The sequence below is a fragment of the Nocardia sp. NPDC049707 genome (assembly GCF_040674855.1).
Taxonomy (GTDB): domain Bacteria; phylum Actinomycetota; class Actinomycetes; order Mycobacteriales; family Mycobacteriaceae; genus Nocardia.
Genome location: NZ_JBFANN010000032.1, coordinates 18,554 through 31,002, shown reverse-complemented (window position 1 = coordinate 31,002; position 12,449 = coordinate 18,554). Strand labels below are relative to the sequence as shown.

Genomic DNA, 12,449 nt, shown 5'->3' with positions numbered 1-12,449 from the left:
TCCCGCGGTGATCACGCCGAGCGCGTGACGTCTGCTGCCGCACCTCCGGATGACCACCAGCGCTTCGACGCGAGCCCGGCGAGCCCGGTCCCGACCGCGTTGACCAGAACATCGTCGATGGACGAGTGACGGCCGATGGCCAGTGCGAACTGTGCTACCTCCACCGCACCCGAGAGCACCGCGCCGGCCAGGAGCAGCCGCCACGGATCGGCGAACCACCCCCAGCGCATCGGCAGCAGAAAGCCGAGTGCGGCGAATACCAATAGATTTCCGCCGAGTTGCTCGACGACTCGATCGCCGGGCAGCTGATCGATCAGATCGCGCAGCGGCACCACCTGCACCGAACGACCGGTGCCCGCCGGGGTGAGGATCATCCACACCCACGGCACGGTGCCGACGACCATGCCGACCTCGCACAGGGCATTGCGCCATACACCCCGCCGCCGCGCCAGCCACCATGCGACGCAACCGGCGAGCGGAAGTGCCGCGATCGTCGCCGTGATCACCCCGCCCCATGCCTCCCACGTGCCGTTCATACCGTGATTCTGTCCGGACGATATGCGGGTTCCGCGTGGGGTGCGTATGGAGGTTGTGGCGAATCCGCAACGTTTCGGTAACGTAACCCCCCATGGCCCGCCGACTGGACTATTCAGCCCGCTTCCCGCTGCACACCACCAAGGAGCTGTACGCGGCGTTGTCGACCCGGGAGTACTGGGAAGACCGGTGCATGGAAATGTCGAAACACGCGCCGGGCAATGAGGTCACCAACCTGGATGTCGGCGACTCCGGTATCAACATCGTGCTCAACCACACCCTGCCGCGCGACATGCTGCCGGAGATCGCGCAGGCGGTCATGCGCAAGGACATGATCATCACCCGCAAGGAGAGCTGGGGACCGTTCGACGAGAACGAGTCCGTCGGCAAGTTCTCGGCCTCCATTCCGGCCGGGCCGGGCAGCCTCGGCGGCACTATTCGGCTGTTCCCTACCGATACCGGCTGCACCATGCGGTTCTCCTCGGAGGCCAAGGTGTTCATCCCGATGGTCGGGCCCCGACTCGAACAGCTGATGCTGGTGAATCTGGTCGACCTGTTCCGCGCCGAGGCCGAGCAGACCGTGAAGTGGCTGGAAGAGCAACACCCGACCCGCTGAGACCGGTCGGCACCATCACCAGGGGCACCACCGGTGTCAACCGATTACGACGCAGCGACCGCTGGCTGATCCACCACGAGCTGGTCGCCGGCCGACTGCGCGATGCGGCCGATCCGCTGGTCGTCGACCTCGGCTATGGAGCGAGTCCGTGGACCACATTGGAGTTGGCGACCCGACTGCGCACGGTCCGGGCGGATGTGCGGGTGGTCGGGCTGGAGATCGATCCGGAACGGGTGGTGCCGGGCCGCGACGGCGTCACTTTCGCCCGCGGCGGTTTCGAATTGGCCGGACTGCGCCCGGTGTTGGTGCGCGCGTTCAATGTGCTGCGTCAATATCCGGAGTCGGCCGTTGCCGATGCGTGGGCCACCATTCTGTCCGGGATGGATTCGGACGGTTTACTCGTCGACGGCACCTGTGACGAGCTGGGCAGGCGCTGCGCATGGGTGCTTTTGGACCGGTCCGGACCGCGCTCACTCACGCTGGCCTGGGATCCGTTCACGGTCGAGCGGCCTTCGGATATCGCCGAGCGCCTGCCGAAGGTGTTGATCCACCGCAATACTCCCGGTGAGCCGATCCACGCGCTGTTGACGGCCGCCGATCGCGCGTGGGCCCGCGCCGCTCCCCTCGCCCCCTTCGGTCCCCGCGTGCGCTGGCGCACGGCGGCAGAGCATATGCGCCAGGAGGGTTTTCCGGTGCGCATATATCGCCGCCGCATGCGCGACTGCGTGCTTTCGGTGCCTTGGGCCACCGTGGCGCCCAACGGAACCGGCTGAGTCGCGGCATCATCGCCTGCGAATCATTCACGACTTCACCGCGCTGATCACACGGCGCCGAGGGCGCGGTACACCCGAACCGCCGCACGCGGGGGTAGTCGCACACTCGCGGAACGGATTTCATTGATGGCACAGCGATGGATGGCGACCGCGTCACCGACCACCTCATCCAATGCCGACTGCCCGATATCGCTCTCGGCCAGATCGAGCACTGTGCGCAGGGGTGTAGTCACCAGGAAGGCGCCCGCGGATTCGAGATCGGCTGGAACCATCGGGCGGCGCAGCACCACCAGTCGCGGGGTAACCGGCGGGCGTCCCGCACCGACCGACATATGCAGGAATCGCGGCCGCAGTCGACCGAATCCGTGCAACTCCGCGGCACTGTGATGCGATACCGCGGCGGCCCCATCGAACCAGGCCGCCCACATGGCGTATTCGTCGAGCGGACCGGTGGGCCAATCGGCCAATCGCAAGAGCCCGACCCCGGCTCGCGTCACCGAACCGTCACCGAGTCCTGCACGAACACGCGCCTCACAGCCAGCGCGCAGCACCTGTCTGGTGGTGAAGAACCCGGCGTGTCGCCCGGCCAATCGCCGCAGCACACGCCACCCGTGCTCGGCGGAATCGAGTGCGCGGCGCGCCGCATCGCCAGCCATGTCGACCAGGCTACGCTCGAACATTGTGTCGCATGTCACAATCGAACCCTTCATAGCGCCCACAGAACGAGCACAGAAATGTGCGGAAGAATCGAGCGCATGAGTACGAGGAGCTCATCCACACTGAAGGTCAACCGGCGTGCCCTGGTGATCGCCCTCGTCGTGGTCACGATTCTGCTCGCTACCGTGCTGGTCGGCGGGGAACTGTATGCACGGCATCAGGTTTCGCGATGCATCAGCACGCAATTCGAGAAGGATATGGGATCGAAGATCGATGTCGGCTTCGGAGCAAAGCCGATGCTGATCACCTGGATCGATGGGAAAGTCGATCAGGTCAAGGTGGACAGCGCCGATTCCAAGTTCGGTCCGGCCGTCGGCATGGTGGTGCATGCCAGATTCAACGACGTGTCGGTCAGCAATAACGGCAGTGGCGGCACCATCGGCAGCTCGTCGGCCGATGTCACCTGGGGCAACGACGGCATCCGGCAGACGCTCGGCGGTCTGGTCAGCGGCGTGACATCCTCCTCGTCGAGCGGGTTGCTGACCCTGGATGTGCTCGGTGGGCTCGCCCAGCTGCAGGTCAAGCCGGAGGTGAAGGACGGCACCGTGCAGATCGAGACGATGTCGGCGGCGCTGCTCGGCATAGGGATACCGAAGGATCTGGTGTCGGGCATCGTCGATGTTTTCACGCAGAGTCTGCAGAGCTACCCGCTCGGCATGAAGGCCACCGAGGTCAAGGTCACCGATAACGGCGTCGCGGTGAAGCTGGCGGGTGGGCGGACCGAACTGCCCGCCGCGCAGAACAACAACAACAACATCAGCTGCTGATTCGGCGGAGGGTGAACTGTCCGCTGGTCTTTCGGATCAGACCGGGAATCCCGCAAGCACCGCACGGGATTTCGAGAGCCCGAGACGGGTCGCACCCGCGGCGATCAGTTCGGCGGCGGTCTCGGCGGTCCGGATACCGCCGCTGGCCTTCACGCCGAGACGTCCGCCGACGGTCTCGGCCATCAGCTGGACCGCGTGCACGGTGGCACCACCGGATGGATGAAATCCCGTGGAGGTCTTCACGAAATCGGCACCGGCGCGTTGGGCGACGCGGCAGACCTCGACGATCGCGGCATCCGATAGCGCCGCCGATTCGATGATCACCTTGAGTACCGCGTGATCCCCTATCGCCTCACGCACCGTCACGATATCGGACAGCACCGCGCTGTAATCGCCTGCGCGCGCGGCTCCGACGTCGATCACCATGTCGACCTCGGCCGCACCCTGCTCGACCGCGAGGCGGGCCTCGGCGCCCTTGACGAGCGAATGGTGTTTCCCAGAAGGGAATCCGGCGACCGTCGCGATCACCACTCCGGACGCCCGAATCGGCAACATGGACGGCGATACGCAGATCGCGTACACGCCCAGTTCGCGCGCCTCCGCGACCAAAGCGTCCACCTCCGCGGCCGTGGCCTCCGGCGCCAGCAGTGTGTGATCGATCATGGCGGCCACTTCGGCCCTGGTCAGCGACGCGGAATTTGCCACAAGGTGAGAGTGTGGCATACCGGCGGCGAATTCCATTGCGCGCCTCGGACGCATCGCGCACACTCGATACTGTCGGTGGAGCTACGGACAGCGCTGTGCGACTGCCCGACCGATTGCGGATGGCCCATTCGTTCAGGAGGGGAGACGACACCGTGCTGATCCGTCGCGAACGCGCCGACGATGCCGCCGCGATCGCGGCCGTCCTTCGCAGCGCCTTCGGACCGCAGTACGCGAACGCCGATAGCGACCGGGAGACAGCCGAACTCATCGGCGACAGCGCCGCCGAACCACCCGAGGTCGACCTCGTCACCCGGTTGCGCAGCGACTCCGGGTGGATCCCCACCCTCTCGATGGTCGCGGTGGAATACGACACCGTCATCGGCCACGTCTGCCTCACCCGCGCGGGCGTCGGCCCGTTCCCGGTGCTCGCCCTCGGCCCGATCGGCGTCCTGGCCGAACATCAGGGCAACGGCATCGGCGCGGCTATGATGCACGCCGCACTCGGTGCGGCCGACGCCCTCGACGAACCCCTCATCGGCCTGCTCGGCAGCTTCGACTACTACCCGCAATTCGGTTTCATCCCCGCTGCCCGCCTCGGCATCACACCGGATGAACCGGCCTGGGTTTCGCACTTCCAGGTGCGCCCATTGTCGGCGTACGACGCACAGATCACCGGCGAATTCCGTTACGCGGAGCCATTTTACGATCTGTAGCGGCATTCCGAGATCAGCAGGTATCGCGGCGGTCACGCCGAAAGCGGCACTCCAGGAATGCATTCTCGGCGGCGGTCAGGCGTGGTGGATCATGTCGTAGACGTAGGAACGTTGGTGTTTGCGGGAGACCCATGCGCCTTCGGGGGGTAGGTCGCCCTGGCCGGGGTCGTCGAAGGGGCGGCTGAGTACTTCGCCGGAATCGGTGCAGATCGACCAACCGAAGTCCGGCAAGCGCCGACACCAGAGGTCGTGGTCGACCCGTTTGTACGACGGGTAGCCGTATGCCCAACCATCGCGGACGAATTCATACGTCAGCCCGTCGAGCTGTCGGACAAACCGCACACGCGTCACATTCCCCATTGTCGGCTTTCCCGCAACATTCGCTCAACACCATCGCGACATCCGCTGCTGGTCGACGGCCGGATGCACAGGCCGCCGTCGAGCAGGGCTGGGTGCAGCTACCGAGTCCCGGTCGTTCGCTGTGCGAGCCAGGGCGCGGTGGTGGTGCGAATCGCACACGGTCGGCCTGGGAGGATGAACATATGAGTTCCGCTTCACCTGCCACGGACGACCGACGCTTCGTGCTCACCCTCGGGTGCCCGGACCGTCCCGGCATCATTGCCAGGATCACCTCCTTCATCGCCGAATTCGGGGGGTCCATCGTGGAGGCGGGCTACCACTCCGACCCGGATATCGGCTGGTTCTTCACCCGCCAGGCGATCAAGGCGTCGACGGTGCCGTTCGGTATCGCGGAACTACGCGACCGGTTCGCGGGCATGGCAGCGGACTTCGGCCCGGAGACGGAATGGCAGCTGCTGGACTCCGGTGAGCGGCGTCGGGCCGTACTACTGGTCAGCAAGGACGGCCACTGCCTGCACGATCTGCTCGGCCGTGCCGCGAGCGGTGAACTGCCCGCCACCATCGAAGCGGTGATCGGAAATCACCCAGATCTCGCCGGTATGACCGAGGCGCACGGCGTCAAATTCCACCATGTGCCCTTCCCTAAGGATCCGGCCGAGCGCGGCCCGGCCTTCGACGAGGTCCGCGCGCTGGTCGACGCGCACGACCCGCACGCCGTCGTCCTGGCCCGCTTCATGCAGGTGCTGCCCGCCGAGCTCTGCGAACACTGGGCGGGCAAGGCGATCAATATCCACCACAGTTTCCTGCCATCGTTCGTGGGCGCCCGCCCGTACCACCAGGCCTTCGCGCGCGGCGTCAAGCTGATCGGCGCGACCTGCCACTACGTCACGGCCGAACTCGACGCGGGTCCGATCATCGAGCAGGACGTCATCCGCATCGACCACGCTGACGAAGTCCGCGATATGGTCCGCCAGGGCCGCGATATCGAACGCGTCGTCCTGGCCCGCGGCCTGCGCTGGCACCTGGAAGGCCGAGTCCTGGTCCACGGTCGCCGCACCGTCGTCTTCTCTTGACTCCAGCCCCGACGCGCCGACCACAGGAGGCAGAACCGTGGCACACCATGCAGCATCAGCCACCGAATCCACCTGCGCGGCAACCATTTCGTCACCTCCCACTCCATCCTTTTCCATATGATAGATAGCCGCTATGGAAACAGCGCCGCTGTCGGCGCGGATGGAGCGACCTTCAGATCAGGTGAGAGGCACCATGGACAGGCGCGGTTTCATCAAGGGCGCTGGTCTGGCCGCGACGATGCTGGGTTTCGCGGGTAGCACGTTTGCGGCGGCCGCCGCCGCGGCGGCGCGGCCCGAAGATTACGGCCCGAGCCCGCGATCGCCGGTGTACCGCACGCTGGTGCCGGAGATCTTCGCGCCGCTGCCGGATCCGCCCGATCACGTGCCTGCGATCGTTATCGGCTCCGGATTCGGGGCGGCGATCACCGCGCTGCGCTTGGCGCAGTCCGGGACCCAGGTCGCGGTGCTCGAACGCGGGTCGCGCTGGCCGAATGATCCGGGGCGCAATATCTTCGCCACCGACACTATTCCGGATGGCCGCGGCTTCTGGTATCGCACCACCTTTACCGGCGTGAACAGGATCCCGGTGCAGATCGATCCGTTCGGCGGGGTGCTCGACGTTTCCAGTTACCAGGGGGGCATCGAGGTGTGGCGCGGTGCGTGTGTGGGCGGTGGCTCGGTGGTGTTCACCGGAGTGATGACCGAGCCGGAACAGCGGTTCTTCGACCACGTGTTCGGCGGCGTCGTCGACTATCGCGAGATGCATGACGTCTACTACCCCAGGGTCCGACAGATGTTGCGGCTGAGCCCGATACCGAACGACATCTACAACTCTTTCGCGTTCACCCACGCGCGGGTCTGGGACGAGCAGGTCCGCGCGGCGGGCTATTCGCCGCAGCGCATCGACAGCTCATGGAATTGGGACGTCATCCGCGCCGAGCTGACCGGACGATCGCTGCCGTCGGCGACGGCCGGCTGTTCGAACCTCGGCAATTCCAACGGCGCGAAATTCGATCTGAACCAGAACTACCTGCGTTATGCCGAGGACACCGGCTGTACCCACATCTATCCCGGCCATCGCGTGGACGCCATCGCCAAAGACGCGGATCGCTATACCGTCGCCGTCACCAAACTCGCACCGACCGGCGAGGTACTCGGCATCCGGACGCTGACCTGCGACAAGCTATTCCTCGCCGCGGGCTCCGTCGGCACCTCCGAGCTGCTGGTGCGCGCGCGGGCGACCGGCGCGCTGCCGAACCTGAACGAGCACATCGGCGAAGGCTGGGGCAGCAACGGCGACGTCGCCTTGGCACGGCCTGCCACCGCACTCGCCATCGGTACGCAGGGCACGCCGTCCGCGAGCCGGATTCTGGACGAGGCGGGCACACCCGTATCGCTGGAGAACTGGTACATCCCCGGCACCACACCCTTCGACATCGGCATTGTCGCGTCACTGGGCATCGTGCTCGACGACACCCGCGGCCGGTTCGTCTACAACCCGACCGACGGCAGCGTGGACCTGCAGTGGCCACCTGACGGCGCTGCCGGCTACCTCGCCCGAGCCCAGGAAGTCAACAACAAGCTGAGCTGCGATTGCCCGTCCCCCAACCGAGCGATCTTGGAGCCGGACGCCTCATTCACCCCACATCCGTTGGGCGGCGCGGTGATCGGACGTGCGACGGACGCGTACGGTCGGGTGCGCGGTTATCGCGGCCTGTACGTGATGGATGGGGCGGCGGTACCCGGCAGCTCCGGAACGGTGAACCCGTCGTTGACGATCAGTGCGCTGGCCGAGCGCAATATCGAAGCGATCATCCGTTCCGGGGAGTAGCCGGCGTACCACTACCAGCGCGGCCCGCGCTGAATCTCATCCACCTTCGGCCGCACATCGGCCAGATACACGCCGGTCGCGATAATCGACGCCAGCGCGAGCAAACTCGTGACGCTCAGCGAGAGCAACAGGAACAGCAGGGCCGCGCAGAGGATTGCGATCCAGATCGGTTTGGTCAGCTTGTCCACCGCGGTGAAGGCGTCCGGGCGCTGGCGGATGGCGTGGATGAGCGCGAAAATCGTCGCGCCGAGCGCCAAGAGCCGCAGCCCGTCCAAGATCCAGCCGGCCAATCCGTGCGCTATGTCCACCAACCCATCATAGAAGCAACGACCCCGCACCCGTCGGGTGTGCAGGGTCGTCAGCGTGCAGAAGGGATGACGTCAGGCCTGCTTGGGGGCCGTCTTCTTGGCCGCGGCCTTCTTGGCGGGCGCCTTCTTGGCCGGAGCCTTCTCGGGCGCGGCGTCGTCGGTAGCGGGCTCGGTCTCGGGCTCGGTGGTCACCTCGATGACCTCGGCCTCGACGACCGGCTCGACCTCTGCCGCTTCCTCTTCCTCGGCTGGGCGGCCGATCAGCTCATTGACCTTGGCGAACGCATCCTCGGCGCGGTTGGCCGCATCCTTGTACAACGTCTCGACTCGCTCGATCTGATCCTCGACGAGGTGGTTGGCGCGCATCCGCTCCACGGTCTCCTCGCCGCGTACGGCCAGATCCGAATACAGGTCCCGGACCTGGGTGTAGTACTTCTCGGCGAGCCCCCGCAGCTCCTCCGAAGTGAACTTCTCCCGCAGTTCGGCGAGGTCCTCCGGCAGCTCCGACGGCAGTCCGGACAACCGCTCGCGCAGCGACTCGAACTGGGCCCGGACATCGGCGGGCACATGGGCGAAGCGCTCGCGGGCCTCTTCCACGCGACCGCTGACATCGGCTGAGACGGCGCGCTCACGCAACTGGGTGACGGCGTCGACAACCGCGGCGTACACGGCGTCACCGGCGCCGACGGTCGCGAACAGTGGCTTGCTGGTTACGTTTTCGGTCATTCTTCGTTCTCCTGGCGTGGCGAAGTGTGTGATGTGCTCGGAACGACGCTGTCCCACTCATTCCCCCCTGGTTCGCTTCCTGCGTTTTCCCGGCGAAACGATTCATAGATGTCCAGCAGCACCTGCTTCTGCCGTTCGCTGATCGACGTATCGGCAAGCAGGGCATCCCGGACCGGACTGTGCGGCCGCTGCTCGAGATAGCCAGCCCGTACGTACAACACCTCCGAAGAAACCCGCAGTGCCTTGGCGATCTGCGCGAGTACTTCGGCGGACGGATTACGCAATCCGCGCTCGATCTGGCTGAGGTATGGATTGCTCACTCCCGCCAGCGTGGCGAGCTGGCGCAACGAGACTTGCGCAGCTTCTCGCTGTGCTCTGATGAAACCTCCGATGTCGTGCGCCGCGTTGGCCACACGAGCCGCCTTTTCGCCGACACCGCTGGATCTCTCCTGCGAATCGTCGGTGTACTCGGCGGAACCTTCGGACTGGTCTGCCATGACTCACCTTCTGGCGATTGTACGTTTCCAATTCTAAAGCAGGGTGCTAGCTATTGCAAGCATGCTGTTAGCACCTCCGCGCCAAACATTCAGCGCGCTCTGCCCGATTCGCGGCGTTCACGGCCCTCCATGGTTACGCAGGCTGCCGCCTCCGGGCCTGAGCTCACGCCGCGGCGGTCAGCCGCCGAACATCACATGCGAAATCGTGTAGATCACCAGCCCCGCAAGCGATCCGACGACCGTGCCGTTGATGCGAATGAATTGCAGATCACGCCCAACCTGCAATTCGATCTTCTTGCTGGCCTCCTCGGCATCCCACCTGGCAACCGTATCGGTGACCAGAGTGGTGATCTCCCCGGCATAGTTTTCCACCAGATACCGTGCCCCACGGTCGATCCAACCGTCGACTTTGGCACGCATCTCGGCATCGTCACGCAGCCGCTCCCCCAGCTGCTCGACATTCTCGGCCACCTTGCGCCGCAGCGTGGAGTTCGGATCGTCGGCCGATTCCAGGATCAACCGCTTGGCCGCGCGCCAGGTCGCCTCGGCCATGCCGGTGATCTCCTCGCGACCCATGATCTGCGCCTTGATCCGCTCGGCCTTTTTGATCATGGCGTCGTCGTGCTGGAGGTCGTCGGCGAATTCCTCGAGGAACCGATTCGCCGCGAGCCGCACCTCGTGTTCCGGATTCGACCGCACCTTCCAGGTGAACTCGACCAGCTCCCGATAGATCCTTTCCGAAAGCAGAATATTGACAAATTTCGGAGCCCACTGCGGTGCATCCCGCAAAACGATCCGGTCGATCGTCTCCTGCGAACCGAGCGCCCACTGGTGCGCCCGCTCGGCCAACAAGTCGAGCAGCGGCAACTGCCGATTGTCGGCGAGCAGTTCGGCAAGCACCCGGCCGATCGGCGGACCCCACAGCGGTTCGGCGATCCGCTTGACGATGGTGTTGTCGATGATCTGCTCGACATCCTCATCCCGCAGCACTCCGACCACCGCACGCAGAATGGTCGAACTTTCCTGCGCCACCCGGCCGGCGTGTCCGGGCTCGGCCATCCAGCGCCCGATCCGCCAGGAGACCTGCGCCGAATTCACCTTCGCCGAGACCACGTCCGGGGCCAGGAAATTCGAGCCGACGAAGGAGCCGAGGCTGGCGCCGAGCTGATCCTTCTTCTTCCTGATGATCGCGGTGTGCGGGATCGGCAGGCCGAGCGGATGGCGGAACAGCGCGGTCACGGCGAACCAGTCGGCGAGTGCGCCGACCATGCCCGCCTCGGACGCCGCCCGCAGGTAGCCGACCCAATCACCGCCCGCCCCGCGCGATTCCAGCCAACGGCAGAACAGGTAGATCGCCGTCGCGAACGCCAACAACCCGGTGGCCACTGCCTTCATCTTGAACAGATCGCGGCGCTTACCCGCCTCGTCGACGAATGCCGCGAAACCGGCCGGTGGTGCGGACGTACGCGCATCCAACACCGCGGTATCGGATCGGCGGCGACGTTCGCGGGGCCCTTTGTGGTGACGCTCTGCTACCGCCTCCGGGCCCGTCGCTCGCGCCGCAGTATCGGATCGGCGGCGTTCGCGGGGCCCTTCATGGTTACGCTCCGCTACCGCCTCCGGGCCCGTCGCTCGCGCCGCAGTATCGGATCGGCGGCGTTCGCGGGGCCCTTCGTGGTTACGCTCCGCTACCGCCTCCGGGCCCGTCGCTCGCGCCGCTGTGTTGCCGGGAGCTTTCTCCATAACACCCATTCTGCTGTGTGTTACCGCGCGACCTCCCGGTCGATCACAAGCGACATGCAACCGACGCCGAATCGCCGGATCATGTGCAGCCTGTCGCAACCAACACCCAAACGCGCATCTAGGTCGTTGCCTGGACCTAAGCTGGTGGTCCACGAACCCCTACGAACGAGGGAGCTCACGCTGTCCACCGATGACCTTGTCGATGTCGGCGAACGTGCCGAACGACCGGCGGCGGTGCGCACCGGCCGGACGGACGGTCGCAAGCGCCGATGGCGGCAGCACAAGATCGACCGCCGCGAAGAGCTGGTCGATGGCACCCTCGCGGCTATTCGCACGCGGGGCAGCAATGCGGGCATGGACGAGATCGCCGCGGAGATCGGCGTCTCCAAAACCGTGCTCTACCGCTACTTCTCGGATAAGAACGACTTGGTCCACGCGACCATGCAGCGGTTCATCGAGACCACCCTGATGCCGCGGGTGTACGAGGCGATCAGCCTGGATGCGGACGAGTACCAGCTGGTGCGTTCGGCCCTGGCCGCCTACGTCGGCACGGTCGACGAGGACCCCGAGGTCTATCGGTTCATCATGGGCAACGGCTCGACCGATCAGTCCTCGCTGGCCGAATTCGAGAAGCTCTTCGCCGACGTCGTCACCACGGTCATCGTCGATCGCGGCGCCCAGCACGGCTTCGAAACCCAGGGCGCGCTGCTGTGGTCGTATGTGCTCGTCGGCGGCATCCAGTTGGCAACGCACTGGTGGACCACCGATAAGGCAATGTCCCGCGAGGAAGTCATCGACTATCTGACCATGATGGCTTGGAGTGCCATCGAGGGCATGGCGCGCGCGGGCGGCTCCCGAGCGATCTTCAACGCCCAGCCGCACGTCCTGCCGCAGCCGCCGCAGACCGGCGCCTGAGCGCTAGCTCGCGATCGCCAACTGATCAATCGCCCGACTTCGCGCGCTAACAGGCCGCTAGCTAGGGCGCTAGCTGAAATGCTGACGGCAGTCTCGACATTGCCGCGAGGTTGGCTACTCTGAACCCGAGCGACGCATCGGTGTCCCACGTCACCACCCCGGCACTGTGCC

General features: G+C 65.7%; 15 protein-coding genes. 7 read left to right on the top strand and 8 right to left on the bottom strand.

The window, feature by feature from the left end; genetic code table 11:
• Positions 1-11 precede the first annotated feature (11 nt).
• Positions 12-536 carry a VanZ family protein gene (locus AB0J29_RS25415; RefSeq protein ID WP_364791074.1) on the bottom strand — a complete coding sequence of 175 codons (525 nt, stop codon included), beginning with the start codon at positions 534-536 and terminating at the stop codon, positions 12-14.
• Between the two features lie 92 nt (positions 537-628).
• On the opposite strand from AB0J29_RS25415, the gene AB0J29_RS25410 reads away from it, so the two are divergent.
• A complete protein-coding gene (locus AB0J29_RS25410; protein WP_364791071.1) occupies positions 629-1,150 on the top strand; it encodes a DUF2505 domain-containing protein in 522 nt (173 codons plus the stop codon).
• On the top strand, positions 1,120-1,923 hold the full coding sequence (locus AB0J29_RS25405; protein ID WP_364791068.1) for a class I SAM-dependent methyltransferase: 804 nt from the start codon (positions 1,120-1,122) through the stop codon (positions 1,921-1,923). Before AB0J29_RS25410 ends, AB0J29_RS25405 begins: the two co-directional genes overlap by 31 nt.
• Before the next feature lie 47 nt (positions 1,924-1,970).
• On the opposite strand, the gene AB0J29_RS25400 is transcribed toward AB0J29_RS25405, so the two are convergent.
• Positions 1,971-2,579 carry a hypothetical protein gene (locus AB0J29_RS25400; RefSeq protein ID WP_364791065.1) on the bottom strand — a complete coding sequence of 203 codons (609 nt, stop codon included), beginning with the start codon at positions 2,577-2,579 and terminating at the stop codon, positions 1,971-1,973.
• Between the two features lie 99 nt (positions 2,580-2,678).
• Between AB0J29_RS25400 and AB0J29_RS25395 the strand changes: the two genes are divergently transcribed.
• Positions 2,679-3,407 (top strand): DUF2993 domain-containing protein, encoded by a 729-nt coding sequence (locus tag AB0J29_RS25395; RefSeq protein ID WP_364791062.1) that lies wholly within the window; start codon positions 2,679-2,681, stop codon positions 3,405-3,407.
• 36 nt (positions 3,408-3,443) lie between these two features.
• Here AB0J29_RS25395 and deoC read toward each other — a convergent pair whose 3' ends face one another.
• A complete protein-coding gene (deoC, locus tag AB0J29_RS25390) occupies positions 3,444-4,070 on the bottom strand; it encodes a deoxyribose-phosphate aldolase (protein ID WP_364791237.1) in 627 nt (208 codons plus the stop codon).
• A gap of 194 nt (positions 4,071-4,264) precedes the next feature.
• Between deoC and AB0J29_RS25385 the strand changes: the two genes are divergently transcribed.
• Positions 4,265-4,825: an N-acetyltransferase gene (locus tag AB0J29_RS25385; protein WP_364791059.1), complete on the top strand. Its 561-nt coding sequence runs from the start codon at positions 4,265-4,267 to the stop codon at positions 4,823-4,825.
• Between the two features lie 75 nt (positions 4,826-4,900).
• On the opposite strand, the gene AB0J29_RS25380 is transcribed toward AB0J29_RS25385, so the two are convergent.
• Entirely contained in the window at positions 4,901-5,176 is a 276-nt protein-coding gene (locus tag AB0J29_RS25380) for a hypothetical protein (protein ID WP_364791056.1), read from the bottom strand.
• A 191-nt stretch (positions 5,177-5,367) separates the two neighbouring features.
• On the opposite strand from AB0J29_RS25380, the gene purU reads away from it, so the two are divergent.
• Positions 5,368-6,258, top strand: a complete 891-nt coding sequence (gene purU, locus AB0J29_RS25375) for a formyltetrahydrofolate deformylase (RefSeq protein ID WP_364791053.1) — start codon at positions 5,368-5,370, stop codon at positions 6,256-6,258.
• Positions 6,259-6,451: 193 nt separating this feature from the next.
• The gene (locus AB0J29_RS25370) at positions 6,452-8,089 is read left to right on the top strand and encodes a GMC oxidoreductase (RefSeq protein WP_364791050.1); all 1,638 of its coding nucleotides are present in this window, start codon (positions 6,452-6,454) and stop codon (positions 8,087-8,089) included.
• A gap of 11 nt (positions 8,090-8,100) precedes the next feature.
• Here AB0J29_RS25370 and AB0J29_RS25365 read toward each other — a convergent pair whose 3' ends face one another.
• The 4 genes from AB0J29_RS25365 to AB0J29_RS25350 all read right to left on the bottom strand — a co-directional run bounded on the left by AB0J29_RS25365 (position 8,101) and on the right by AB0J29_RS25350 (position 11,099).
• Entirely contained in the window at positions 8,101-8,397 is a 297-nt protein-coding gene (locus tag AB0J29_RS25365; RefSeq protein WP_364791047.1) for a DUF2516 family protein, read from the bottom strand.
• A 72-nt stretch (positions 8,398-8,469) separates the two neighbouring features.
• Positions 8,470-9,123: a heparin-binding hemagglutinin gene (locus AB0J29_RS25360; RefSeq protein WP_364791044.1), complete on the bottom strand. Its 654-nt coding sequence runs from the start codon at positions 9,121-9,123 to the stop codon at positions 8,470-8,472.
• Positions 9,120-9,620, bottom strand: a complete 501-nt coding sequence (locus AB0J29_RS25355) for a helix-turn-helix transcriptional regulator (protein WP_364499980.1) — start codon at positions 9,618-9,620, stop codon at positions 9,120-9,122. The genes AB0J29_RS25360 and AB0J29_RS25355 overlap by 4 nt, the downstream gene beginning before the upstream one ends.
• Before the next feature lie 177 nt (positions 9,621-9,797).
• Complete coding sequence (locus AB0J29_RS25350) at positions 9,798-11,099, bottom strand: DUF445 family protein (protein WP_364791041.1); 1,302 nt, start codon at positions 11,097-11,099, stop codon at positions 9,798-9,800.
• A gap of 498 nt (positions 11,100-11,597) precedes the next feature.
• Here AB0J29_RS25350 and AB0J29_RS25345 point away from each other — a divergent pair, with 498 nt between their 5' ends.
• The gene (locus tag AB0J29_RS25345; protein WP_364791234.1) at positions 11,598-12,278 is read left to right on the top strand and encodes a TetR/AcrR family transcriptional regulator; all 681 of its coding nucleotides are present in this window, start codon (positions 11,598-11,600) and stop codon (positions 12,276-12,278) included.
• Positions 12,279-12,449 lie beyond the last annotated feature (171 nt).